The organism is Dactylosporangium sp. CA-152071, assembly GCF_050936335.1.
Taxonomy (GTDB): Bacteria; Actinomycetota; Actinomycetes; order Mycobacteriales; family Micromonosporaceae; genus Dactylosporangium; species Dactylosporangium maewongense.
In genome coordinates, this window is the sequence record NZ_JBNJMZ010000001.1 from 5165744 (window position 1) to 5190367 (window position 24624).

The following is a 24624-nucleotide window of genomic DNA, read 5'->3' on the forward strand; positions in this document are numbered from 1 at the left end:
ACAGTATCGACGTCCGCGAAGATTCGCAGACCCCTATCCGATACAACCTTTTGGGCCGCCCAGGCGTTACAGGGCTCCGGCCGGCGGGCGCTGGGCGGCGGCGAACAGCAGACCGAGCGCCGCGAACGTCACGACGAAGCTCGCCCCGTCGGCCGCGAACGGCAGCGTGGTGAGGGTCGGTGGGGCCGGCAGCCGGAGCACCCCGACCAGCAGCGGCGCGAGGAGCGACGCGAGGACCTGGCCGCCGAGCGCGACCGCCCACACCCGCTGGAACGCGTGCCGGTCCGGCAGCTCGGCGTCCGGGCGGGCGGCCCGCGCCGCCAGCAGCCCCACCTGCAGCGCGAACACCAGGACCAGCAGCGTCAGCACCAGTTCGCCGGCCCGCCCGCCCACGTCGGCCAGCGACACGGCCCCGGCCGCCTCCCGCGCGACCCCGACGAGATCCCGGGCGGGTGCCGGCTCCCTGACGGCGACCTTCCACGGGTCGAACAGCCACAGGACCGTCGTGACGGCCGCGACCGCGGCGACGCCGGTGCCGATCGGCCGGAGGGTCGCGGTCCACGACGACCGCCACAGCACCCGTCCCGCGCCGAACACCGCGCCGGCCGTGGCGCCGCACACGAGGGTCGCGGCGCCCGGGTCGCGGGTGAACGCGTAGACGGCCAGCGGCGGCACGGCGACGACGTGCGCCCTGACCGCCTCCCGCATGACCCGGTCCCGGCGCCACAGGCACCCGAGCACCACGGCGCCGGACACGGCCGCGGCGAGGACGGCCGCAGGGAGGGCCTGCCGCCAGTACAGGCGCGGCTCGAGCACGCCGTGCGGGGTCGCAACGACGGCGGCGACCGACCCGGCGAGCAGCACGCCGACCGTGGCGACCCAGAGCATCTGGTGCACCGGCCGGCGGGCGACCTCGTACGCCGCGAGGAACAGCAGCGCCGAGATCATGAAGACGACCCATTCGAGGCCGGGCACCACCGGCTCGCGGGCACTGAGCCGCAGCACGAAGCCGATCTGCGCGAGCAGCATCGCGACCAGCAGGAGCCCCCGCAGCTCGCCGGCGCCGGTGGCGGCCAGGCGGGCGGACCGGGCGGCGGTGATCAGGAACAGCCAGCCGCACAGGCCGACGCCCGCGAACGCCGCCCAGGCGACGCGCGGCAGGTCGGGGTCCCTGGCCGCCCACGCGAGGGTCAGCAGCAACGCGGCGAGCGCCTGCAGGCCGGCGCCGGCCGCGTCGCGGTACCAGTGCGGGTCCCGCAGCACCGCCCGGACGGCGCTCACTGCGCCGCCCCCAGATACATCAGGAGCAGCACGAACAGCGCCGACCCGATCGCCAGGCTGAGGACGAACACGGCGTACTCGCTCTCCTCGGTCCGCAGCACCGCCGGCTCCATGGCCGGCCGCTCAGCCTGCCGGCGGGCATCCGGGGACCCGGGCGGCACGCTCACCTGCTCCGGCATCGGCGGCTGCTGCGGTACTGGCTGCGGCACCGAACTCGGCACCGAATGCGGCACCGAATGCGGCACCGAATGCGGCACCGGCTGCGGTATCGAATGAGGCACCGCCTGCGGCAGCGAGTGCGGCACCGGCGGCCGTCCGTTGTGGGCGGTGCGGTGCGGGACGGCGACGCGGTACAGCGCGTCGTCCACGACCCGCGCGGCATGGTCGCGCGCCAGCGGGTCGACGTACTCGGGCCGGTTGACGTCGATCCACGACAGGTCGTCGCCGCCGTAGCCGCGAGACGACGCCTCGGACGGGACGAACACGATGCGCGGCAGGTCGGTCCCGGCCACGCCCGCCTCCGCCGTCGAGAACGTCCACGGTGGACACTCGTCGGGCCGGAAGCAGTGCTGCGCGCCCCACAGCAGCGCCCGCCGGTACTGCTCGGGCGCCACCACCGCGAAGCGCCCCGCGGCGCCGTCGGTGAGGAGCCCGGCGACGAAGGTGACCAGCCGATCGTGGCACTCCTCGAGCGCGGCGAGGATCGTGGCGTCGTCGTCGCTCGCCGCCCGCCATCCCGGTGGCATCCCCGGGAACGGGCCTTCGCCGTCGGTCCCCTCGACCGGCTCGGCGTCGGTGCGGACCCTGACCGCGTCGGCGAACGTGAGCAGCCGCGGCGGCCCGAGCAGGGCCCGGGTGCGGGTCGAGGCGCGGTGGTGGCCGTCCCTGGCGGGCCAGCGGTGCAGCAGCGCCATGACGTCGTCGTACTGCAGGTAGCAGGTGCTGCCGGTGTCGTACTGGCCCTGCGGCAGCGACAGCCGCGGCAGCAGACGGTCGTACCAGAGCTCCTGCTCCGGCCTCGGCAGCGACGAGCGGGCGGTCATGAAGCCCTTCGCCTCCGACCACTGGAACAGCATCGTGTGCACCTGGCCGCTCACTACGCCCTCCTCGTCGTCCCGGCCGGCATCTCCGCACCCCGATGCAGCGTCCCGGCGGGCAGCACGTCCAGCTGCGCCAGCAGCGAGAGCAGCGGCTCCAGGCAGCGCTGCGGCCGGGCGCCACGCGGGAAGCGCCCGCCGGAGTCGGCGCCGCCGCCGGTCGCCGAGGCGAAGTGCAGCGTGCAGTCGCGGAAGCGGGCGAACGGCGCGAGCAGCCCGGTGCGCCCCCGGCGGTGCAGGTACGCGTAGGCATCCCGGCTCTCCTCGACGACCCGGTCCCAGTCCAGCGGCGGGACGGCCGTCGAGCGGGCGCGGATCCACCGGTCGACCGGCTCCTCGAAGCGGCCCAGGTCGCTCTTCGTCACGACGATCGCGGCGGGCATGTCGAGCCGGCCGTCGGGGCCCTGCCGGGTGGCGAGCCGGTCGATCACCGCGCCGAACGTCGCGTCGATCGTGTCCATCTCCGGGTCGGCGACGAACAGCAGCGCGTCGACGGCGGACAGGAACTGCGCCGCCCGGGTGCGCTGCTGCCGCGGCTGCAGGGTCTCCCCGGCGACGTCGAAGAACATGAGCGGCCGCGACCGGCCGTTGACGGTCACCACGACGCCGTCGGTGTACTCGACCTCGGCCACCGCGCCGGTGTGCGGGAGCATGGTGCCCTGGTCGTACAGCGGCGTGATGTGCTGCTCGCGGAAGCTGTCGTGCCCGGCCATGTCGACCGCGCCGGTCATGACGTTGAAGTTGGTCAGCCCGCCGGCGTCGATGTCGCGCACGATGCCGGCGAGCAGGTGCGTCTTGCCCGCGCCGGACCTGCCGATGACGGCGACGTTGATCGGCCTGCCGCTGCGCAGGTAGCCCACCGGCAGGTAGTGGTCGGGGCCGTCGCCGGCCCGGTTCGGGCAGCGCTGGATCGCGTGCAGCAGCAGCGACTCGCGCTGCGCCTCGGACAGGTCCGGCGTCAGCTCCAGCGCCCGGTACTTGCCGTCGACCCAGCGGCGCAGGTTCGTCCCGGTCCACTGCACGTCGTCCAGGCACAGGTAGCACCGCCGGGGCGGGTACTGCGCCTCGGGCGCGGCCTGCGCCGGCGGCCGCGACCGGAAGAACCCCCGCCGGGCCGGGCGGGCCTCCTCCAGCGCCGCGGCGGCGTGGGCCGCGCCGTGCCCGCCCGGCACACGGCCGGACCGCAGCTCCTCGTAGCGCCGGCGGCCGGCCGCCAGCCGGTCGTCGGGCTCGCCCGGGCGGCCGACCGGGGACGCGATCGACAGCCGCGCGAGCGCCTCGACGGCGGTCGGCCGGCGCGCGGCGACCGGCTCCAGCATGTCGCCGAGCAGCGCGCCGAACCGCGGCCCGAGGTCCTGCGGGCGGGGCGTGCCGTTCAGCGTCCCGGACACGATCCGCCCGAGCAGCACCCCGACGCTCCAGACGTCGTCGCGCGGGTCGGCGTTGCCTTCGCCGGTACGTTGCTCCGGCGGGCTCCACGGCCCTTCGCCGAGCGGCTCGCGGGGCTCCCCGGCGAGCGCCGCCCAGGAGAACCCGTCGAGGTAGGCGTGGTGCCGGTCCCAGCGCACGGTGTCGGGGCTGATCGCCCGGTGGACCACGCCGACCGCGTCGAGGCGGGCCAGGGCGGTGAGCACGTCCACGAGCACCCGGTCGATGTCCTCGTTGAGCAGCCGGCCGAGGTGGCCGGCCAGCGGCTCGCCGGGCACCGGCTGCCAGAGGACGAACGGCTCGTCCACGTCGACCTTGTAGCCGACGATGCGCGGCAGCAGCGGCCGCTGGTCCCGCTCGCCGAAGCGGCGGTGCAGGCGCAGGCCGGCGCAGATCTCACCGTCGAGGCGGCGCTCCCAGGCGTCGCGTTCGCCGGGTGTGCCGCTGCCGACCAGCCGGCGCTGCAGGACCTGGTATCCGCCGCCGGCGGCGAGGTAGCGGGTGCGGAACCGGAAGCCGCCGTTGTCGAACGGGCCGCCGGAGTCGCCCGGGTCGCTCAGGACCGGCCAGGAGACCTCGTCACCGGCAGGCGTGGTGAAGTCCAGGACCTCGTCACAGATCGCGCCGGACATCCCGGCCACCTCCGTCCTCGTCGGCGCGCCTGTCGCCCGCCGTGCCGTCCCGCTTGCCGGCAGGACCCGCCGGATGGATCAGGCCCTCGGCGGTCGACCACACGGCGTACAGGCCGATGAGCGTCAGTACGCCGGCCACAATCGCCTGCCACGTCCCCAGATCGGTCATGCGGTCGCCTCCAACTGCTCGAACTCGACGCGGGCGCGCAGCGGCACCAGGTGCAGCATCCCGGCCGACGTGCCGGCGGTCGTCCAGACCAGCTCGGCGGGGCGCGGCCGGCGCCCGGGGTCCAGGCCGTCGACGGCGTCGGCGATCGCCTCCTTGGCGCTGCCGGGCGCGAACGCGACGACGACCGCGCCGGCCGGGTCCTTGCCGATCAGCTGCAGCTGGTCGTCGGCGCACAGCTGCTGCACCGGGCCGTCGTCCAGCGCCGCCCGGCGGAAGTCGTCCAGGCCGCGCCACCAGGTGAGGACGAGCTGGTCGCGGTCGCCGCGGGCGGGCCAGCGGGGCGGCGGGTGCTGGATGCCGTCGTGCCGCACGTAGCGGTCGTAGCCGGTGGCGAGGTCGCGGGCGTCCTGCGCGACCCGGTCGGGCACGCCGTCACGCTCGCCGCGCCTGATGTCGGCGGCGCCGCGCTCCACACAGTCGACGGTGAGGGTGACGAGGTCGTGCCGGACGATCGCGTTGACCGCGCCGACGGTCGTCGCCGCCGTGTAGGGCGTCCCCTGCGGGCCGGCGTCCAGCGCCGATCCGTGCGCGAGCAGCTCGTCGCCGAGCGAGTCGAGCGTGCTGCCCAGCGTCCGCACGGCGTCGGAGGCGCGGGTACGGGCGTCGGTGAGCACCCATTCCACGGTCGCCTCGTCGTACACGTCGGTGAGCGCCCGCACGAGCCGGTCGGGCTGGCCGGCGGGCAGCCGCAGCCGCCACGCCGCGACCAGGCGGCTCCACCACAGCCCGGTCGCGACGACGGCGAGCAGCACGCCGGCTCCGGCGCAGGCCCAGGCGACCTGTGCCGGCACGGGCGGGTCGGCACCGGCACCGAGGTCGTCGCCGAGGCCTCCGCTGAGCAGCAGCGCGGCGCCGACCGCGGGCAGCGCCGCGCTGATCACCAGTACCAGCGCGACCATGGCGACGTCGCGGACGGCGGCGCGACGGACCAGCCCGATCCGGTTGCGCCGGCCGCGCAGCAGTACGGCGCCGAGGACGAGCAGCGCCACCACGGCACCGCCGAGCCCGGCGGCGACGGTGCGGCCGAGCGGCGACCCGGCCGCCGGGACGAGCGCGAGCAGCGGCGCGAGCACCATCAGCAGCGGCACCAGGAGGCTGCCGAACCCGCCCGGCATCGCCGGGACGGAGCTCAGCTCCGCGAGGCGCTGGTCGGGGCAGGCCTGGTCGACGGACGGGACCCGGACCGCGCTGCCGGCCGGGCGCAGCGCGCTGGCGGTCTCGAAGATCTCGGTGACGAGCTGCCGCAGCGGCCGGCCCATCCCGATCCCGCCGAGGGTCGTGCGCAGGACCTGGTCGACCGCGGCCGGCTGGTCGGTGGCCGGCCCGCCGGGCGGCGGCGGCAGCGTGACCCCCTCGGCCCGCAGCTTGGCCCGGCGCTGCTCGTCGGGGCCGGCGTCGCCGGTGAGCAGCAGCCGCCGCAGCGCCTCGCGGTAGGTGTGCAGCGTCTCCGCGGACCGGCGGAACAGGCCCGGGATCCCGGGCCCGCGCTGCGGCAGCAGCGGCTGCCAGGGGCGGCCGGCGGTGGCGAGGGCCGCGCCGAGCGCCCGCGCGGCCCGTTCGGCGTCGCCGCGGGCGTGCCCGAACTCGCCGGTGGGCTGGGTCGGGTCCGGGTGCCCGAACCGGCGGGCCAGCTCGCCCCCGAGGGCCACCGGATCCTGGCCGCCCGGCTGGGCCGGGATGACCCGGTCGCCGCCGGTGACGATCGCCTCGACGGCCCGCCGCTGGGCGGCCACGAGCACGTCGCCGGCGACGCGGTTGGACACCACCCGCACCCCGGGGACGGCGACCCGCGACGGCATGGCGGCCGCGCGGGCGGCCACCTCGTCGAAGAGCTCCTTCGCGGTCAGCGCCTCGAGGAGGTCGTCGAGGTGGTTGTACCCGGCGCCGGCCGGGACGAGGACGACGACCGGCGCGGGCCCTTCGCCGGGGTTCCAGGTGATGCCGTGCTCGTCGCCGACCCACAGGACGGTCGTGACCTCGTTGCGCAGGATCGTCGGCAGCCGGACCGGCACGCCCGAGGCGTCGTCGGCCATCCCGACCGCGATGCACACGACGTGCCGCACGGCCCCGGCGTTGCGCACGACGGTCAGCGCGTCGCTGTGCGCGAGCAGGTCGACGGCCCGGTCGACGACGACGACCCGGCTCAGGTCGACCTCCCGGACGCCGCCGTCCAGCCCGGCGCCCCGCTGCCGCACGTACTCGTTGAAGGTGCGGCACGCGGCCAGCGCGGCGTACTCGGTGCGCAGGTCGACCAGGAGCGTCCGGCTCTCCGGTGCCTGCGTCGTCAGCGTCGTCGTGGTCATCGCTTCGTCATCCCGGGCATCGGGGCGTGGCGGGTCAGCACGGTGTGCTCCAGCTCCTCGAACGTGTTGCCGCTCGGCGCGGTGCCGAGGAAGGTGCGGCGCCGGGCCGCGGAGAACGTGTCCCGCCAGAACCCGAGCAGCTGCTTGCAGTACGGCTGGGTGCCGGCGGGCAGCCGCTCCAGCATGTCCGTGAGGATCTTGATCTCGCGCTCGACGACGACGTCGACGACGTGCACGTAGAGCGGGTCCGGGTCCTCGATGATCGTGGCGAGGCCGTTCGGGGAGGTCTCCATGAGCTTCTCGCAGAAGTTCAGCCGGATCACGTTGCTGTCGGTGAGGGTCCATTCCTCGTACGCGCGCAGCAGGCTGCCCCACGAGGAGGCGGCGCCGAACGGCTGCAGGTCCAGGACCATCCCGGTGGAGGCGGGGGCGCCGCGGCGGGTGACGACCTGGATCCCGGCCGGCGAGTCCCGGTCGCCGCTGACGGTGATCTGCCCGTTCCACAGCGCGGCGAGGAACCGCTGCAGGATCTCCACGCGGTGCCGTTCGGTGGTGGCGAGCCAGTCCTGGTCGTACCCGAGCCGCTGCCGCCACGGGAGGTAGTGCTGCGGCTTCGGTGCCTTCGCCGCCTGGGACCAGTCGAGCAGGACCTGCCGCACCTCGGCGACCTCGGTGACGCCCATGCCGCCACGGGCGAACACGACCGTGATCAGCTCGGTGTTCACGGCGCGGAACTCGGGCGGCGCGACGTTGTGCCCGTGCGGCAGCTTCAGCGTCTCCTGCAGGAACCGCTCGACGTCGTCGTCGGGCGCGCCGGCCGGGTACACAACGAGCGTGTCCAGCTTCCCGGTGCCCTCGGGGACGAACGCGGCCGGGATCATGCCGGCCAGCGCCGAGACGAACCACTGCACGTCGTTGTGGGCGACGGCCGCCTCGTCACGGGTCGCGGCGGCGCGCAGCAGCTGGCTCATGTGCGGCAGCAGCGGCGCCTCCTCCTGCTGCTGCTCGCTGCCCCGCAGGATCTGCACCACCTGCTGCTTGAGCAGGCCGAGCAGGATCTGCAGGCCGTGCTCCGGGCCGCGGCCGGGGGTGAGGCTCTCGGTGAGCGCCGCCCGCCAGCCGTCGGGGCCGAGGACCGCGGCGATGATCTCGCCCTCGGTCGCGTTCGGGCGGATCTTCTTGCCGGCGTACCGGTCGGCGAGCCGGCGCAGCATCCGGTCGTAGGTCAGCTCCAGCTCGGTCCGCAGCGGCAGCAGGTACGTGACGCCGACCCGCGACCGGTAGAGCTCGTCGGCGCGCCGGTTGTAGTCCTCCTCGCTCTTGCCGGCGTGGTTGGCGAGGGCGTCGACGAGCGCCCGCAGCTTCTGGCCGAACCGGTCGACCCGCGGGTGCCAGAGGGCGCGGTGGTCGTTCCAGGCGGCGTGCCAGCAGCGGTTGGTGCGGTAGCGGTACCAGGCGTTCTGGGTCTCGATGCTCTTGCGCACGGCGGGGTCGGCGACGGTCACCCGGATCACCCCGCCGAACCCGTTCTTGATCGCGGCGGGCTGGGGCGCCTGGATGCGCCAGTCCTGCGACGGCGGCTCGGGCTGCTGCCGGCGGTTCTCCATCACCCCTTCGACGCCCATCTTGTCGATCTGCTCGGCGAGGGCGGAGTCGCCGCAGAAGACCCGCTTCAGCCGCAGCAGGTCGATCTCGTTGAGGACGTGCAGCCCACCCTCGACCGGGTTGAAGTCCCGGGCCAGCTCCGGCGACCGCCGGGCGAGGGACTGGTCGAGGCCCGTCAGGCCCTCCTCCATCCGCTTGACCCGGGTGCGCAGCATGTTGACGATGTCGGTCGCGCCCCGCACCGCGGCCGGCTCGCGGAACGGCTGCTCCTCCCGCGCCCACACGGCGCCGACGCCGGAGGCGTTGAAGAAGTTGCGGATGTGGTCGAGGTTGGACTCGGCCCGCCCGGGCGGCGCCGGCAGCAGCTCCCGCACGCCCCTGGCCAGCATCCGGCCGGCGAACATGTCAGCGAGGTCGTCGAAGGGCACGGTCAGCGACCCGACCAGGCTGGTGGAGACGCTGCGCTGGCCGATGCCGGTCTTGGAGATCAGCTGCCGCTCGTGGCTGCCGTTGATGAACGTCGCGGCGAAGGACTGGTGGCCGTCGGTCCCGCCGAGGGCCTGCTTCGGCTGCTCCAGGCCGACCAGCGACAGGATCAGCGCGACGATCGAGCGGTGCAGGTCCTCCCGGTCGATGCCGGCGGTCTTGCTGAACAGGAACGCGGTCTGCGCCGCGCCCAGGCGCATCAGCACGTCGCCCTCGTTGGGGTAGGTCACGTGCAGGCCGCGGCTGACCAGCTCGGCGCTGAGCGCGCCGTGGTTGCGGTTGTCCTGGTTGAGGTCGTCGATGAGGCGGAACAGGTCCAGCAGCGACCGGCCGGCGTTGAGCGAGGCGGCCATCCCGCCGCCGCGGCCCTCGTCGAACGCCGACGGCATCAGCACCAGCGGGTAGATGTTCGCCTTGACGTTCGCGCGGGCGAACGCCGAGTCGATCAGGTGCAGGTAGTCGTAGAAGATGCCGGCGCCGGTGCCGCCCGCGACCGAGAACGCCACGAAGACGTCGACCGGCTGCAGCGCCGTCTCCAGGTCGCGGTTGAGCACCCGCAGGTCCGCGGCCGAGGTGTTGATCGCGCCGATCGCCTGCGTGATCGGGTGCCGGACCGCGTCGATGTTCTGCGAGACGGTCTCGAAGATCGCCGCCCGGCCCACCGTCGGCAGCTGCCCGGCGCCGAGCCCGAGCGGCACCACCATCGGCTCCCGCTCGGGGCCCGGCAGCCAGCTCTCCACGAAGTCCGGGGCCTGGATCCGCAGGTTCCGGGCGACCTGCGGGTAGCTCTCGAACGGCGGCAGCAGGTCGTACGCGTAGGAGGCGGTCTTGCTCGCCACGTCCGCGTAGGACTCGTTCGGCACCGAACGGCGGCGGAGCTGGCTGAGCTCCTCCTGGCTCAGGTCGGCGTAGATGAACTGCAGGCAGTGCGGCAGCTCGTACGGCTGCAGGTGCTGCAGGTTGTACTCGGGGCCACGCAGCCGCATGCCGTCGGCGCCGCACAGCTCCTCCCGGAGCCGGCGCTCCAGCTCCGCGCCGACCCGGCAACCGGTGCCGCCGAGGCCTACGAACATGACCGGGTGATAGATATGCATGGGGTCCCCTAGAGATATTCAGGCGCTCGGTTGGTGGGGCTGGTGTCTTCGTGCTGGGGCGGGTCGTAGTCCCGCTGCTTCGGGACCTGTCCCGAGTCCCGCACCGCGATCGAGTAGCCGCCGGGCAGGTGCTGCAGGTCGACCGCCGGGCCGTCGGTGAGGAGCTCGAGCGGCTTGCCGGCGCCGGGGTGCTCCAGCAGCACGCCGCTCTTGCCGCCGCGGCGCGCCGTGTAGGGGCCCTCGCCGGTGTTGGTGGATCGCAGGCCCGCCGGGTCGCGATGGTCCTGGGGCACGAGGATGTCGAAGTCGAACCGGTTCGAGCGGTGTTCGGGCTCGGGCCCCAGCACGCCTCCTTGCTGCTGGTTGCCGCGGTACAGCGCGAACTGCAGCCCCCTGACGTCCTGCCCCCGGACCCGCGCGACGAGCATCAGCGCGGCCTTGACGGCGGCGGCGGCCAGCAGGACCGCGGCGCCCACCAGCCACCAGAAGTACCGCTGCGGCCAGGACGGGCGCTCGGTGACGGTCACGCCGAGCGGAGTGTTCGTCAGCACGTCCCCGCTGGCGGCGTCGACGAGCTGCAGCACGCCGCCGGACGGGCCGACGGCGTCCTTCGCGAACGCCAGGCTGAACTTGAACTCGCTCTGCCCCGGCGCCGCCGCGGCCGTGGCCGGGGAGACCGACACCGACCCGCTCCGGTTGAGGTCCTTGACGAGCAGGCGGACCTCCTTCGGCGCGGTGCCGCGGTTGGTCACCCGGACGACCCCGGACCGGGTCGACCCCGCCTCCGCGGGAGCCCGGTCGAAGGCGATCTGCGCGTTGACGTCCGTCGGCTTGCCGGGCTCGAAGGTCTCGGAGTGCTCGTCGGCGGCGACGCCCGTGCCGCTGGCGACGCCGCGGACGGTGTACCGCCCGGAGGCGTTCGCCGGGAGCTGGAACGAGGCGCTGTAGATCGCGTCGCCGGCCTTGGCGTCCGCGTCCTTGCCGTCGTCGAGCAGCGCCACGCTCGTGTCGGCGCCGGCGCCGGTGAGCCGCGCCGAGAACGTCAGCCCCTCAAGGATCTTCGGGTCGGTGATCTCCAGCGAGCGGGTGTGCGGGCGCATGTACACGGTGAAGGCCTGCCCCGGCGCCGGGCTCGGCGGGTCGAGGACGAACACCGAGCGCAGCACGCCCTGCCACAGCGCGCTCGCGGTGACCAGCTGCTTGGACATCCCGCCGGGCGCGACGAGCTTGACGGCCCAGTCGCCCGGCTTCGGGTTGCGGATCCGCAGCGCCTCGACGGTGCCGCTGTTGCCGGCCAGCTCGAAGGTCGAGCCGTCGGCCTCGCCGCTGCTCGGCGCCTTCCGCCCGTCCGGGTCGGTGAAGGTGACCGACACGGCGGGGTCGGCCTTGTAGACGGTGATGGTGCCGTCGGTCGCGATGGCGGGGATCGGCACCTTCAGGGTGACCTCGCCGCCACCGTCCAGGGTCGTCGGCTCGGCGAACGAGCTGCCGCCGCACCGTGCGGTGGCGAACGCCTCCTGCATCGACTTGAGCAGCCGCGCGCCGCCGGAGTCCTGGACCAGCGTGGCCTTCGGCGTGACCTCCCGGCCGTCGCACTGCGCCCGGCCGCCGTTGGCGGCGAAGAACTCCAGCATGGTCTGGTCGATGTCGCCGCCGAAGCCGAGCGGCCACACCTGGACGCCGCGCTCCTTGGCCTTCGGCAGGACCTGCCGCCGCAGCAGGTCCTCGGCGTGCTGCTGCTGGGCGGTGTCGTTCGGCCCGTAGGAGGTGTCGCCGCGCACGTCGAGCCGGCCGTCGGTGAGCAGGAACAGCACCTTCGGCCGGTCGCTGCCGCCGAGGTCGGAGATGCCCTGGTTGAGCGCGGCGACGAAGTCGGTGTCGTCGCCGTCGCCGCCGGCGCGGAGGTTGATGTTCTGCTGGATGCACCGGCCCATCGCCTCGCGGTCGGCGGCGCCGGCCCCCGGGCGCAGCTCGCACCGCTGCGACTCGACGGCGGGCTTCGTGCCCCTGCTGGCGAAGCCGAAGACGATCACCCTCGACTGCGCCGACAGCTCGCCGAGCGCGATCGTGGTCGCGGCCGCCTTCTCCTGTATGACGGCTTCCGGGCGGAGACTTCCCGACTCGTCCACCGCCACGACGACGTCGATGGGCTTGACCTCGCCCTCTTCCGCGGCCGCCGGCCCCGCGCCTGCGAATACACCGGCACAGGCGGCCAGGGCGACAAGTGCCACCCGTGCAGATACGCCTCGCGTCACGGTTTGCCGTCCTCTCTGCGGTCGAACCCCGTTTCGCCGCATCCCTGACGGACAGCGCTTCCGGCAGCACGTCTCCGCGACCGGTCGCGGTCGCATGTCCGTCAGTCAGGACGGATGGAGGGCACCTCGATGGAGGGTTTTCTCGCCGGTACGGGCGGCGTGGAGCACCCGGCCGCGATGGACGGCGGCGTGCCGGGTGAGCCGTTACGGCTGGGGGTCGCCCTGGGCGTCGTCCTGGGGCTCGCCGTCGGGGGCGTCGGCCTCAAGGGCGCGACGGCGGGACTCCACGGTCTCGGCCACCGCTTCGGCGTCCGCGCCCGACGCCACGGCGGCGTCACGCAGCGTGCCGAGCTCGGCCCGCAGGAGCTGGGCAAGCTGGTCGCGCTGCTGCGGTGACAGTTCCATGGCACACCGAGGTTAACAGCCACCGGCCCGGCGGGCCGAGCGCAGCGGCGAATGGCGGGTCGCCGCGGCCGTCGGGTCAGGGCGGTGCATCCGGCCGGAGCGCCCCGGCGGTGCGGGTGGGGGCGAGGGCGGCGGCGAGCCGGGCGGCGTACGGGCCGGCCGCCCCCACGAACGCGGGCGCCGCCGAGGCGACGGTGGCGGCGGCGGGGTGACCGGCGGGCAGCAGCTCGGCCGCGGCCAGCAGGTGCCCGGCCGCGGTCACCCGGTCGGCGTCGCCGGCGCCTGGCTGCAGCCGGGCGCGCAGCAGGTGGGCCACCGCGAGGACGAGCCGGTCGACGCCCGCCGTGGCGGGGTCCGCTTCCTCGGCGCCGTAGACGATGGTGGTCGCCAGGCCCACCAGCTCGTCGACGGCCCCTGCCGCGGGAGGCTCCACGGCCGCCCTGACCAGCACGGCGGCCAGCACGTGCAGCGCGCCCGGCCCGTCCGCGGCCCGGTCCGGGGCCTGGTCCAACGCTTGGTCTGGAGCTTGGTCTGGAGCTTGGTCTGGAGCTTGATCTGGGGCGCTTGCCGCCTCCGTGGCGAGGGCCGACACCGTGTCCAGCAGGACGAACCGCAGCGCGTCGAGGTCGAGCGGCGCGGCTGCCGGGGCGGCGAGCCGGGCGCGCAGGGTCGTGGTGTCCGTCGGGGTGTCCATCGCGCCGTCCGCCCCGTCACTGTCCACTGTGGACGAGTCCGGCCCAGGCCACGACCCGCGCCGGGTCAGCGCCGGCCAGCCGGCGGGTCAGCGCCTCCGGCATCGCCGGCGGGACCTCGCGCCGGGGGTCGAGCATCCACAACTGCGCGCGGCGCAGCGCGTCCCACGCCGGGCGGCGCTCGACCATGAGGTGGTGGTGGAACATGTACACGAGGACGGAGGTGTCCTGTTCGGGGGCGCTCCACTGGGTGGACAGCACGGTGCGGACCCCGGCGGCGAGGAACGCGGCGCCGAGGCCGAACGCCGCGTCGTGGCCGCGCCCGGCGACGCCCGTGCGGCAGGCGGCCAGGACGACGAGGCCGATGGCCCGGTCCGGCACCTTCACCAGCAGCGCCACGAGCTCCTCGGCGGTGAGCCGCCCGTCCGGGCCGGCGAGCACGAGGTGCGAGGTGGTGTCGCCGGCCGCCGGCTGGCTGACCCCGTGGCAGGCGAGGTGCAGCATCGCCCCGGCGCCGGGCCGGCCGCTGGTCAGCCAGTCGCGCACCTCGGCGGCGGTGCCGGCGCCCGACGTGCTGGTCGTGCCGTCGGGCCGGCGGCCGACGTAGCGGGCGCCGGGGTAGAACGAGCGGTGGACGGCCTCGGCCCCGGTCCGCGCCGCGATCAGGTCGGTGGTCCCCTCGCCGGTCCGCGGGTCGGCGACGACGAGGCCGACGGGCAGGAGCGGCACCGCAGACGCCGCCGCCGAACGGCACAGCATCCGCGCCGAGACGGTCTGCGAAAACGCCACGAGCCGCACGGCGTGGGTCCCGTCGCCGCGCCGCGCAGCATGCCACGGCACCCGTGCGAGGTCGCCCACCGGCACGAGCACCACCCGCGGCGGCCGTCCACCGGCCGCCGGCGGCAGGGCCGGCAGGAACCGCTCCGCGAGCGGCCCGACGGCGGCCCCCCAGGCCCAGTCGCACAGCGCGTCGAGGCTCCCCGCGACGGCCTCGCCGCCTGGCGCGTCGCCGACCAGGTCCGGTGCGGAGACCGCGGCGAGCAGACGCTCGACGCCGACGTCGGGGACCAGGCCCGGCAGCGCCATCAGGCTCGGCGGACCGGCGGCCGGCACCATGACCGCCCAGCCGGGCATCCGGTCGGTGCCGGGCACGAGGTAGACGAGCGCGTCGGTGTCCAGGGCCGCGAGGGCGGCGCGGATGTCGGGCAGTCCCGGCGGGTCGAGCAGGCCGGCGAGCGCGGGGTCGCCACCGTCCCCGTCCCCGTCCCCGTCCCCGGACAGTGCGGCCCGAGCGGCGGTGCGCAGGTCGGCGGGGATGTCCCCGGCGCCGCCGGTGACCATCCGCCAGCGGGTGGCGAGTCCCGGCCGCCCGGCCCGGTCGAGCCGGGCGGCGACGTCGACGAACTCCGTAGCGGCGAAGAGCGCGAGCCCTCGCCCGGCGTCGAGCGCCTGCACGGCCGCGGCGAGGTCGTCGCCCACGAGACAGCGACGGGCGATCTCCAGCACACTGCCGGCGGCGTCGCGGGCGGCCGCCCGGGCGGCGGCCGCGTCGCGCTGGAGCAGCACGTCCCAGGCACAGCGGCGCAGCCCCGCCGGCACAGCGCCGCGCGCGAGGGCGAACCCGGCGTCCAGCGGGTCGTGCATGCCGTCCTCCTCCATGAGTCCCGGCAGCCGTGTCATGCCGCCATCTCCACCACGCTCCACCACCCGACGAACCGGCCGCGCCGCCTTCGCCGCACACCGCTCGACGGCCGGGGTCAGCCGCGGGTGGAGGACGTGTTCCGGCGGCGGTGCGGCCGGTGTCCGGCCGCACCGTCGCGGGTGGGACGGATCATGCCTGGAGATCGATGCCGAGGATGTCCAGGACCGCCCTGGTGATGCGGGCCATCGCCGTCTCGTCGGCGAGCAGGAGCGTGATCCGCTCGCCGGGGTCCGCGCCGGCGCCGGGGACCAGGTCCAGGTCCTCGGCGCCACTGCCGGAGCGGAAGGTCAGGTCCAGGACGATGCCGACCGCCTCGACCGGGTCCTGGCCGGCCCGGATCCGGCGGTCGATCGCCTGGACCGCGGCCGCCGCCAGGTCGGCGAGCCGGGCCTCGTCGTTGTCGTGGCGCTCGCTGAGGGCCAGGTGCGGCTGCTCGAACAGGGCGGCCGAGTCGGGGTCCGAGCGGGGCGATGGCGTCACAGGTGCCTGCTTTCTGCCGAGCGGTCGCTCGACGAAGTTCGCGTACCACGTCGTGCTCTGCCGCATCGCCGCGAGGACGGTCTCCACGTCCGCCGCGACCGCCCGCTCGCTGCCGAGCGGCTCCCCCGTGACCTTCGAGCGCAGCTCGGCCCACGCGCTCAGCGGCCAGAGACCGGTGCCGGCGGTGGCCGGGACGCCGACCCAGACGAGGATCTCGATGGCCAGCGTCGTGTGCCACGGGTCGTGGTGCAGCGCCGTGGCGAGCCAGGCGGGCATCCGCGGACGCTGGAGCGCCCCGGCGGCGCCCCGGCGGCGGCGGTGGCCGTCGACGGTCGCCGGGGTGAGCCGGCGGACGATCCAGCCTTCAAGGTTGTGGATCGGCACCTTCGCGTTGCGGAGGAGGTCCTCCATCACCGCCTCGACGTCGTCCTGGAACCGATCGAGGCAGTCGGGGCGCAGCCCGGCGATCGACGCGGCACACGTCGGATGTCCGCGCTGCAGCTCGAAGCGCCGGGTGTGCTGTTCGAAGACGAGCGGCCAGACGACGTCGTAGGCGCCGGCCGTGAGGGCGGTGTAGTCGTTGCTGCCGATGGTGTCGCTCGCCCGGTGTGCCAGCTCGCCGACGCGGGCGAGATCGCGCACCGTTTCCGTCGATTCGGGCACCTCAGAATCCTTTCGCCTGCTAATGCTGCAACAGTGCCCGAGCGCCCCCGCACCGGAAAAGACCATTACGCAAAAGATCCCACTACCCGCATCCAATGACGTTCCTTCGGCTTTCTGCCGTCCGTCGATCGGACGGGTCCCGGCACCCGATATCCCGACCCTTTCATTGGACAAGTACTGGCCAAGTTCTGCGCAATAGTGCGGACATTGAAGAGTGACGTGGTCTGAGCGCCGGAATGGGGGCTTACGCTGGCGCCCGTCGAATCTTCGCTGGAGCAGTTCGAGAGGGGGACCGGTGTCCGCAGAGGACGATCTCGTGCGCGAGCTGGTGCGGATCCGCCGGGGGTGGGGGCTGGACAGCCACGACCTGCGCGCCAGGGTCGGCGAGCGGCTGGCCGCGCTGTGCGGTGTCGAGCCGGCCGACAGCGACCGCGACGTCCGCGACCGGCTGCTCACCTGGCTGGGCTCGCACGTCGTGGACCTCCCGGCGGAGCTGGCCCGCACGACCGCGGTGGCGTTCGCGCTGGAGCGCGACGTCCAGCACCGGCACCTCACCCAGCGGGTCGAGTGGCTGGCCCGGGAGCAGTCGTGCGCGCCGCGGACGGTCCGCCGGCGGATGGACCACGCGCTGCGCCTGGTCGTCCGGGCCGCCCTGAACCGGCAGGAGCACCGGGACGCGGCCGGCCGGCAGCTGCGCTCGCTGCGCGCCGTGCTGCACCTGGGCGACGGCACGCTCCAGCTGCACGAGGCGTGCGAGACCGTCGACGTCACCGCGCCCGCGGGCCGCCGTCCGGCGAGGCTGCCCGCCACGCACGAGTCGTGGCTGTCGCAGGGCAGGACCGGCTCGCACTACACGGTGGTGCCGCTGGTGCCCTGTGCGCGGTTCGAGGTCGAGGTGCGCCTGTCGCCCGGCACCCGCCTGCGCATCCACCGGCTGGAGGCGGCGCCCCCGGGCAGCGCAGGCGAGGAGCCCCCGGTCCTGGGGACCGCCGGCGACGCCGTACACGCGGAACAGGACGACCGGGACGGGCAGGACGGGCGCCGCGGGCTGCGGCTGGTCTTCGACGACCTGGTGCCCAGGCACGGCTACGGGCTGGTGTGGACCGGCGGCGACCATGTCCCGTCCCCCTCTCCCCCGATGGACTAGTCATCGCGTTCCGGCGCCTAGTCAACGTTGCCGATATCGATCGTCTCCGCAGGTCGAGAGGCTTCTTGCGTACCTCTCGAGCGACGAGGAGCACGCAGATGACGACCCTTCGACCGACCCTCGAACCGGAGCCGGAGCCTCTGCACGCGGTGCTGGCCCGGCTCGTGCACCACGTGCTGAACGGCCCCGTCGCGCCCACCACCCGGCGGCTGCTGCACACCGCGTCCGGCGGCGACCCCCAGCTGCTGCGGGCCCTGGTGACGAGCGCCCTCGCCGACGGCACCCTGGTGTGGCAATCGGGGCGGTGGCGCTGGGCCCCGGACCTGTCGCAAGCGAGCCGGACGACCGGCCTGATCGAGGCCAGGGCGTTCACCATGAAGCCCGACCAGCTGGCCGCCCTGCGGACCCTCACCGCCACCGGCGCCGAGCCGTTCGCGGCCGTCACCCAGGCGCTGGGCGACCGCACCGACCCCGGCGACGCCACCGACGAGACCCGGCTGACCCGCCGTGAGCGGGAGGTCCTCACGATGCTCGGCAGCGGCCTGAGCACCAGGGGCATCGCCCAGCGGCTGTGCCTGTCGCAGCGGACCGTGGCCAAGCACCAGGAGAAGGTGTACCGCAAGCTGGGCACCTCCGACCGGCTGACCACCGTCCTGCGGGCGCAGCGGCTGGGCCTGCTGAAACCCGGTGCCTGAGCCGTCACGCAGGCAGGGCCCGGACGCCGCACCCGGCGTCCGGGCCTCGGGAGCGCAGCGGCTCCGGGAGCCTCAGGAGATCTCGCTCGGCCTGGTGTCGCGGTCCAGCTCGTCGCCGTCCACGACGACGACCTCGGCGACGCGGCCGTTGAGGTACACGGTGACCGGCCGCTCCTCCTTGTCCAGCAGGGCCAGCCGGGCGGTGGTGGCGCTCTCCATCGCGGACTGGACGTTCTGGACGACGGAGGTGAACTGGTCTGCGTGGATGCCGTACTCGTGCTGGCCGATGACGATCCGCTTGGTGCCCATGACGGTCTTCCTCTCAGAAGGTGGTGCGTTGCGATGGACGCCGGGCAGCTCAGGCGACTGCCTCGACGGTGAACGAGAACGAGAAGTCCTGCGCGCGGCGCAGGGTCCCGTCGGCCGGGTGCCGTCCCGCGCCGAACCCTTCATGGGCCAGCAGGGAGGTCCGGTAGAGCCCGATGCTGTCGCCGACGGCCCGGCGCAGCAGCTTGTAGGCGACGTTGACGACGACGGCCCCGGCACCGATCGCGGCGACCGCCAGGGCCGCCTGCGGCGCGGCCAGGGCGAGGCCGGCCAGGGTCGTCGCCGCGCCCTGCACCTCGGGGTCGCCGAGCTCGGCGCGCATCATGTCGCTGAGCTCGAGACTTCCGGCCGAGTCGCGGGACACGAAGACCGCGATGTCGAGGAAGTCGGTCGCCGGCCCGTGGTAGACCAGCAGCTTGTCCAGCGGCAGCCGGTCGCCGTCGCGGACGTTGGCGAAGCGCTGGGTCTGCGCGGTGTAGACCGGCGTGCCCGGGTGCGATCCGCCGGTCAGGACCACGGCGTCGACCCGGACGTCGGCGCCGAACAGGGCCCGGTTGCGGTGCACGACCAGCTCGCCGAGGCGGACGGCCACCCGTTCGGGCGCCGCGCCGCGCGCGGTGAACGACGGCGTGAGCAGCCGCGCCGCCGGGTCCGGACGGTCGTCGATCGCAAAGGTGACCTCCTCGGCCACCGGTGCGGGCACCGGGCTCAGGTCGAAATCGATGAAGCGGACGGTGTACTGGATCTGCGGGCCGGACGACATCACCATGTCGCGCGTGCCCCCTACAGCGATCTGACGGACAAGCTGCTCCAGCGGCGACGGCCAGTGGCCCTTCCGGTTGGTGTACGCGGCGCCCTGCTCCAGCACGGACAGGTCCTGCGGGCGGTCCGACGCCACGACGACGAGGCTCTCCGGGCGCACCGCGCTCGGGTCCAGCCCGTCGGACCAGCCCAGCTGTACCCCCTCCAGCCGCCCCGTCATGTCGTCGAGGCCGAAGAGGTAGAACTGCCCCGGGTCGAGGCGGATGCCCGACGGGCTGAACCTGGTCTGCAGGGTGATCGCGCCGCCGACGCCGATGTCGACGAGCGCGACGTGGACCGTCCGCTCGCCGCTGTTGCCGATCCGGACGAAGACCCGCTCGTCGCGGTACAACACCTCGCCGGTGTGGCGCAGCGGCTGCTCGGCGCCGTCCACGACGCGGCCCCACTCCAGGCTGATCTGCGCGTCCAGGGCGAACCTGGGGTCGTCGTGCAGCTCACGCAGCCGGGCCGCGCGGGCGAGCCGCACCAGGTCGATCTTCACCAGGCCGGCCTGCGCGCCGCCGGCCGGGCGGGGCGGGTGCAGCGGGCCGACCCGGTCGCGCAGCGCCATGCCGCCGTCGCCGTCGAGGACGACGTCCGCGACGGTGGCCTCGCCCGGCTCCGCCGGTCGCAGCAGGGGCGTCGTGCCGACGGCCAGGCGGAGCTCATCGGCCCGCGGGTCGTCGGGGATCCCGACCGGCAGGCTCGGCTCGGACGAGCGGGTCTGGAACGCCCGCGCGCCGGGTGGCACGGCGGTCCACGTGCCGGCGAAGGTCAGGTGGGCGTGCACCTCCAGGGACCCGACCCGGTCGACGACCGCCGTCCCGACCGCGTGCGCCGGGTCGGCCTCCACCGCCCCGGCCGGCATGACCGCGAACTCGTCGCCGAGCCGGATCCCGAGCAGCGGCGCGACCTGCAGCGAGATCCGCTCCGGGTTGGCGCCCGGCACGACCCGCAGCGCGCCGGCCGCGTCCGGGACCCGGGTGGAGAAGATCACCCGGTCGGCGGCGACCCCCTCGGCCTCGGGGCGCTGCGCCGGGGCGAGCGCGAGGACCTCCCGGCGCACCCGGTCCATCAGCGACGACCAGGTCACCGGCAGGTCGCCGGCGTCGCGCAGCGCCCGGACGAACGCGTCGGTGAACATGCCCGTCCGCACGCCGTGGGCGTTCGTGTACTCGTACGCGGCCTCCTCCGGCGCGCAGGCGACCAGCCGCACCGCGAGGTCGCTGCCCAGGATGTCCCTGGGGAGCCCGCCGAGGCGCTTGAACCTGTCGAGCTCCTCGGCGACGTGCTCCTCGGCCCACTCGTACGGGTAGTGCAGTGCCTTGACCCTGAAGTCGTCGCGCGACACCAGCGCGGAGTGGCACGCGTCGATCATGACCGCGACGTTGTCCGTCTTCCCGGTGAGCAGCGCGAGCAGGCTCGACAGGGTGGCCGCCGTGATGCCCCGGAAGTCGCCCTCGGTCGACTTCTCCAGGTCGTTCGGCACGATGAACTGCACCGAGGGCCGGCCCTGCCGCGACGGGTGCCGCTCGTCCGGCGGGGCGAGCAGCCGCCCGCCGTGCCCGCTGTAGTAGACGAAGACCGAGTCTCCGGTGCCGGTCTGGGCGATCAGCTGCTCGTAGGCGTCGAGGATCCCGGCCCGCGAGGCCGCTTCCCCGGTGCACCGTTGAATGGTGAATTCCCGCCGCGAGAGCGCGTCGGCCATCGCGTCGACGTCGTTTTCAACTCCGGCGAGCCCGTTGGTCTGCGCGCCGATCAGCAATGCCTTCCGCGCCACAACGCCCCCTCAGCAAGGTGGGTGAAGAAATCCACCCCGGACGTTATTGGCTGCGCGGTGCGGCAGTCACTAGCCGACGACTACGTTGGTTCACGTATTGCGCAGGACCGCCCTTGTGGGCAAGCGCTTCCGGTATCGGGCGACACCTACTCCTACGAATCGGCGAACAACTGGAGCCGTTGTGCCGCCATCGCGGCCATCTGCCGGTTCTCGACATCCGCTTTCCGAAGGATGCTGCCGACATGGACCGCCACGGTCCGCTCGGCGATACCCAGTCTCCTGGCGATCTTCCGGTTGGTGTCGCCGGCGGTCAGCAGCTCGAGCACCTCCATCTCCCGGCCGGTCAGCCCCCAGGGGACCGCCGGTCGCCGCTGCTGCGGAATGGCCGGCTGCGGCGGGGCGTCGGACGTCTCGGCCATTCGTACCGGGTCCAGCTCGACGCCGGCCGCCCCGGCCAGCTCCTCGACCGCCCGCATCAGCGGTTTCGCCGACAGCTCGCGGGCCAGCCCGTTCGCGTCGCCGGCCCAGCGGGTCACCGTCTCCTTCGGGCCGGTGCGGACCGCCGCCTCGGCCGCGCGCCACAGGGCGTAGGCGCGGTGGTAGGGCCGCTCCAGCCGGGCCCAGCCGGCGGCGACCCGCTCCCACTGCCCGGCGGTGGCGGCGGATCGCGCACGGTCCAGCTCCGCCCGGCACTGCGCCGACAGGACGTCGACCTCCGACCCCGGCTCGGCCGGCCGGGCCCGGTCGAGCAGCGGCTCCAGCGCCGCCAGCCGCCCGGCGAGCGCCTCCTGGTGCCGCTGCCGCCCCTCGCTGCGCGGCACGTCGGCGGCCGCCCGCAGCGCGCTCGCCAGGAACCGCAGCAGCGACAGCACGTGCTCCGTGCCCTTGAGCAGGTCGATCCAGCGGTCGACGGCCTCGGCCGCGGCGTCGTGCTCCCGCTGCCAGAGCGCCAGCTCGATGAGGCAGCAGGCGAGCGGACTGAGGAACCGGGGGTCCGTGCCGGCGTCGGCCCGCAGGTCCCGGAGCAGCTCGGCGGCGCGGCCGAACCGGCCGCGGGCGACGTGGATCTCGGCGAGGGTGAGCCGTGGGTACCGGGTCTCCCGCACCGGCCGGTCGCGGATCGCGCCGGTCAGCAGCGACTCGGCCTCGTCCCACCGGCCGAGCATGACCAGCGTGGTGCTGACGTTGTTGGCCAGCACCCGGGTGCTCTTGGTCTGCAGCCCGGCCGCCTCGCAGCGGTCGAGCTCGTCCAGCGCGACCGCCGCCGACTCGGCCAGCCGGCCGGCGTGCTCCAGGGCGACGGTCAGGTTCCCGTAGGCCCGGTGCAGGTCCTCGAGCTGGCTGACCTCCTTGGCGATCGCGACGGCGGAGAGCAGGTCGGGGATGCCCCGGTCGGGCTCGTCGAGCAGGGTCAGCGCCACCCCGACGGTGTTGAGGGCGCGCCCCTCCTCGGCCCGGGCCCCCGCCTTGCGGGCGTGCCCGACGGCGGTGCGGGCCGCCGCCAGCCCGTCCCGGTAGTGCCCGGACTGCAGCTGGACGGTCGCGAGCGCGGCGAGCACGCGGGCCTTCGCCGCGCTGGGCGGCTCCAGCGGCAGGAGGGTGTCGGCCCGGCGGTAGGCGACCACCGACGCCTCGTTGTCGCCCTGCTCCCACAGGTACCGGCCGAGCCGCTCGTGCAGCTCGCCGGCGCGGACCGGCCGCTCGCCCGCGTCGACCCCGTCGATCGCGCGGCGCAGCAGCTGGAGGGCCTTGTCGAGGTCGCCGGCCCAGCGGGCGGCCTCGGCGGCGGAGGCGAGCAGCCGGTCCTCGGTCGTGCCGGCGACCGCGGCCGCGTCCGGGACCAGCTGCCAGAGCCGGTCCAGCACCCGCTCGTAGTGGCTCTGCGCGACCCGGAACGCCTGGCTGCGCTCGGCCTCCGCGGCCGCGGCGAGCGCCGCCCGCAGCGCCTGCGGCCAGCGGCGGGCCTCGAACCAGTGGTGGGCCAGCGTCGCGGCCGGGTTGCCCTCGGTGGCGAGCGACGGGTCGGCGGTGAGCGCCTCGGCGAGCAGGGTGTGCAGCTCGCGCAGGTGCCCGGGGCCGAGGTCGTCGAGGACCACCTGACGCAGCAGCGCGTGGCGGAAGTCGTACGTCAGCCGCTGCGGGTCCAGCTGCAGGATCTGCCGGTCGTCGCAGACCCGCAGCGCGTTGTCGAGCACGCGGGGGCGCAGTTCGCAGACCGTCGCCAGCAGGTCGTAGCCGACGGGCTGGCCGGCCACGGCGTCGGCGTCGACGACGTTCCTGGCGTCCTCGCCGAGCGGGTGCAGCCGCGAGTGCAGCAGGTGCTCCAGCGAGTGCGGCAGCTGGCCCGCGGACGGGTCGGTGAGCCGGCCGTCGACGATGAGCTCCTCGGCGAAGAACGCGTTGCCGCCGGTGAGCCGGTGGTACTGCCGCACGACGGCCGGCTCGAGCTCCTCGGCGACGGACGCGCCGAGCAGCTCACCGAGCTCGGTCTCGGTGAAGGCGGGCAGCCTGATGTGCTCGACCCGAGCGCTGAACGTGGTCTCCGCCAGCAGCGCCATCAGCCGGCTGCCCTCGATCTCCCGGCCGGGCCGGTAGCTGAAGACGAACAGCACCCGCTCGTCCGTGCGGTACTGCACCAGGTACGACACCAGGTCGAGGGTCGACGGGTCCGCCCAGTGCAGGTCCTCGAAGACGAGGATGGTCGGGCCGTTCGCGCCGAGATGGTCGAGCATGCGCAGCACCGCGCCGAAGACCCGCATCTGCGACACGGGCTCGGCGGCGGCACCGGTCGCCGGTCCGCCGCCCGGCAGGCCGGCGATCAGCTTGGTCAGCTCGGTGTACGCCGGCCCGCCGTACTTCGTCACGTAGTCGTCGCCGTGCGCCCGCACGAGCCGCCGGATCGCGTCGACCAGCGGCGCGTAGGGCACGCCGACGCCGAGGTTGATGCACGCCCCCGACAGCACGTGCAGCCTGCCCGCCGGCCCCGCGGCGGCGATGGCCGCCGCGGTGAACTCGCTGATGAGCCGGCTCTTGCCGATGCCCGCCTCGCCGGCGATCAGGACGGTGCCGGTGCCGGCGGAACCGCCGGCGCCACGCAGGAGATGCCGGAGCCGGTCGAGCTCCGTGCGACGCCCGACGAACGCGCGGGCCGTCCGATCGCCTGCCATTGCGCCATCGTGCCTCCGCCACCGGCCGATGTCAGCCGGGCCTGTGCCGAGTTCCCCCCTCGGACGCCGCACGTCGGACCGAAGCGGTGGCGCCCGGTAGCGACACGGACGGCAGAAGCCAGGAGAACGGAGGGTGGCGATCAACCCCTGTCGTCGTTGACGGCGCTGAGCCGCTCGGCGACGATCGTGCAGAGCTCGGCCGGGTCGGCCCCGGCCGCGACGGCGGCGCCCCAGGCGGCGGCGAGCTCGCCGGCGAGCAGCCCGGTCAGCCGGCACTGCGCGGTGCAGGGCAGGCCACCGTCGGTCTCGTAGTCACACATGTCGATCTCCGGTCGCTGCTTGTGCGCCAGGGCCG

At 74.6% G+C, this 24624-nt stretch carries 17 protein-coding genes; 3 read left to right on the forward strand and 14 right to left on the reverse strand.

Annotated features, from left to right (window positions below):
* Nucleotides 1–66 precede the first annotated feature (66 nt).
* Genes ACQEVZ_RS23135 through ACQEVZ_RS23165 form a run of 7 tightly spaced genes read right to left on the reverse strand, consistent with a single transcriptional unit; the run spans nt 67 to nt 12386 of the window.
* Nucleotides 67–1281, reverse strand: coding sequence for a hypothetical protein (locus ACQEVZ_RS23135; RefSeq protein WP_433369775.1), 1215 nt, complete (start codon nt 1279–1281; stop codon nt 67–69).
* Entirely contained in the window at nt 1278–2378 is a 1101-nt protein-coding gene (locus ACQEVZ_RS23140; protein WP_433369778.1) for a hypothetical protein, read from the reverse strand. Before ACQEVZ_RS23140 ends, ACQEVZ_RS23135 begins: the two co-directional genes overlap by 4 nt.
* Nucleotides 2378–4438 (reverse strand): TRAFAC clade GTPase domain-containing protein, encoded by a 2061-nt coding sequence (locus ACQEVZ_RS23145; RefSeq protein WP_354901116.1) that lies wholly within the window; start codon nt 4436–4438, stop codon nt 2378–2380. Before ACQEVZ_RS23145 ends, ACQEVZ_RS23140 begins: the two co-directional genes overlap by 1 nt.
* Nucleotides 4419–4607, reverse strand: a complete 189-nt coding sequence (locus tag ACQEVZ_RS23150; RefSeq protein WP_344511422.1) for a hypothetical protein — start codon at nt 4605–4607, stop codon at nt 4419–4421. The genes ACQEVZ_RS23145 and ACQEVZ_RS23150 overlap by 20 nt, the downstream gene beginning before the upstream one ends.
* Entirely contained in the window at nt 4604–6970 is a 2367-nt protein-coding gene (locus tag ACQEVZ_RS23155; RefSeq protein ID WP_433369782.1) for a hypothetical protein, read from the reverse strand. The genes ACQEVZ_RS23150 and ACQEVZ_RS23155 overlap by 4 nt, the downstream gene beginning before the upstream one ends.
* A complete protein-coding gene (locus tag ACQEVZ_RS23160) occupies nt 6967–10134 on the reverse strand; it encodes a tubulin-like doman-containing protein (protein ID WP_433369785.1) in 3168 nt (1055 codons plus the stop codon). Before ACQEVZ_RS23160 ends, ACQEVZ_RS23155 begins: the two co-directional genes overlap by 4 nt.
* Before the next feature lie 29 nt (nt 10135–10163).
* Entirely contained in the window at nt 10164–12386 is a 2223-nt protein-coding gene (locus ACQEVZ_RS23165) for a vWA domain-containing protein (RefSeq protein WP_344511416.1), read from the reverse strand.
* A 153-nt stretch (nt 12387–12539) separates the two neighbouring features.
* Here ACQEVZ_RS23165 and ACQEVZ_RS23170 point away from each other — a divergent pair, with 153 nt between their 5' ends.
* Entirely contained in the window at nt 12540–12806 is a 267-nt protein-coding gene (locus ACQEVZ_RS23170) for a hypothetical protein (RefSeq protein ID WP_433369788.1), read from the forward strand.
* 85 nt (nt 12807–12891) lie between these two features.
* Here ACQEVZ_RS23170 and ACQEVZ_RS23175 read toward each other — a convergent pair whose 3' ends face one another.
* From ACQEVZ_RS23175 to ACQEVZ_RS23185, 3 genes are all read right to left on the reverse strand, one after another.
* The gene (locus ACQEVZ_RS23175) at nt 12892–13509 is read right to left on the reverse strand and encodes a hypothetical protein (RefSeq protein WP_433369791.1); all 618 of its coding nucleotides are present in this window, start codon (nt 13507–13509) and stop codon (nt 12892–12894) included.
* Nucleotides 13510–13525: 16 nt separating this feature from the next.
* On the reverse strand, nt 13526–15187 hold the full coding sequence (locus ACQEVZ_RS23180) for a CHAT domain-containing protein (protein WP_433369794.1): 1662 nt from the start codon (nt 15185–15187) through the stop codon (nt 13526–13528).
* A 151-nt stretch (nt 15188–15338) separates the two neighbouring features.
* A complete protein-coding gene (locus ACQEVZ_RS23185; protein ID WP_433369797.1) occupies nt 15339–16352 on the reverse strand; it encodes a hypothetical protein in 1014 nt (337 codons plus the stop codon).
* Nucleotides 16353–16647: 295 nt separating this feature from the next.
* Here ACQEVZ_RS23185 and ACQEVZ_RS23190 point away from each other — a divergent pair, with 295 nt between their 5' ends.
* Together ACQEVZ_RS23190 and ACQEVZ_RS23195 are read left to right on the forward strand one after the other, a co-directional pair.
* On the forward strand, nt 16648–17499 hold the full coding sequence (locus ACQEVZ_RS23190) for a hypothetical protein (RefSeq protein ID WP_433369799.1): 852 nt from the start codon (nt 16648–16650) through the stop codon (nt 17497–17499).
* 98 nt (nt 17500–17597) lie between these two features.
* Nucleotides 17598–18194, forward strand: a complete 597-nt coding sequence (locus tag ACQEVZ_RS23195) for a helix-turn-helix transcriptional regulator (RefSeq protein ID WP_344511404.1) — start codon at nt 17598–17600, stop codon at nt 18192–18194.
* Between the two features lie 72 nt (nt 18195–18266).
* Here the strand turns inward: ACQEVZ_RS23195 and ACQEVZ_RS23200 are convergent, their stop codons facing one another.
* The 4 genes from ACQEVZ_RS23200 to ACQEVZ_RS23215 all read right to left on the reverse strand — a co-directional run bounded on the left by ACQEVZ_RS23200 (nt 18267) and on the right by ACQEVZ_RS23215 (nt 24589).
* Nucleotides 18267–18503, reverse strand: coding sequence for a hypothetical protein (locus ACQEVZ_RS23200; protein WP_344511402.1), 237 nt, complete (start codon nt 18501–18503; stop codon nt 18267–18269).
* 49 nt (nt 18504–18552) lie between these two features.
* Nucleotides 18553–21102, reverse strand: coding sequence for a caspase family protein (locus ACQEVZ_RS23205; RefSeq protein ID WP_344511400.1), 2550 nt, complete (start codon nt 21100–21102; stop codon nt 18553–18555).
* A 152-nt stretch (nt 21103–21254) separates the two neighbouring features.
* On the reverse strand, nt 21255–24269 hold the full coding sequence (locus ACQEVZ_RS23210; RefSeq protein WP_433369803.1) for an AAA family ATPase: 3015 nt from the start codon (nt 24267–24269) through the stop codon (nt 21255–21257).
* Between the two features lie 140 nt (nt 24270–24409).
* The gene (locus ACQEVZ_RS23215) at nt 24410–24589 is read right to left on the reverse strand and encodes a hypothetical protein (RefSeq protein ID WP_344511396.1); all 180 of its coding nucleotides are present in this window, start codon (nt 24587–24589) and stop codon (nt 24410–24412) included.
* Between the last annotated feature and the right edge of the window lie 35 nt (nt 24590–24624).

Bases quoted from the DNA above. Each gene is read 5' to 3' on its own strand.
- ACQEVZ_RS23200 (WP_344511402.1), bottom strand. From the start codon at position 18,503: ATGGGCACCAAGCGGATCGTCATCGGCCAGCACGAGTACGGCATCCAC.
- ACQEVZ_RS23180 (WP_433369794.1), bottom strand. From the start codon at position 15,187: ATGACACGGCTGCCGGGACTCATGGAGGAGGACGGCATGCACGACCCG.
- ACQEVZ_RS23155 (WP_433369782.1), bottom strand. From the start codon at position 6,970: ATGACCACGACGACGCTGACGACGCAGGCACCGGAGAGCCGGACGCTC.
- ACQEVZ_RS23170 (WP_433369788.1), top strand. From the start codon at position 12,540: ATGGAGGGTTTTCTCGCCGGTACGGGCGGCGTGGAGCACCCGGCCGCG.
- ACQEVZ_RS23150 (WP_344511422.1), bottom strand. From the start codon at position 4,607: ATGACCGATCTGGGGACGTGGCAGGCGATTGTGGCCGGCGTACTGACG.
- ACQEVZ_RS23175 (WP_433369791.1), bottom strand. From the start codon at position 13,509: ATGGACACCCCGACGGACACCACGACCCTGCGCGCCCGGCTCGCCGCC.
- ACQEVZ_RS23160 (WP_433369785.1), bottom strand. From the start codon at position 10,134: ATGTTCGTAGGCCTCGGCGGCACCGGTTGCCGGGTCGGCGCGGAGCTG.
- ACQEVZ_RS23145 (WP_354901116.1), bottom strand. From the start codon at position 4,438: ATGTCCGGCGCGATCTGTGACGAGGTCCTGGACTTCACCACGCCTGCC.
- ACQEVZ_RS23215 (WP_344511396.1), bottom strand. From the start codon at position 24,589: ATGTGTGACTACGAGACCGACGGTGGCCTGCCCTGCACCGCGCAGTGC.
- ACQEVZ_RS23195 (WP_344511404.1), top strand. From the start codon at position 17,598: ATGACGACCCTTCGACCGACCCTCGAACCGGAGCCGGAGCCTCTGCAC.
- ACQEVZ_RS23210 (WP_433369803.1), bottom strand. From the start codon at position 24,269: ATGGCAGGCGATCGGACGGCCCGCGCGTTCGTCGGGCGTCGCACGGAG.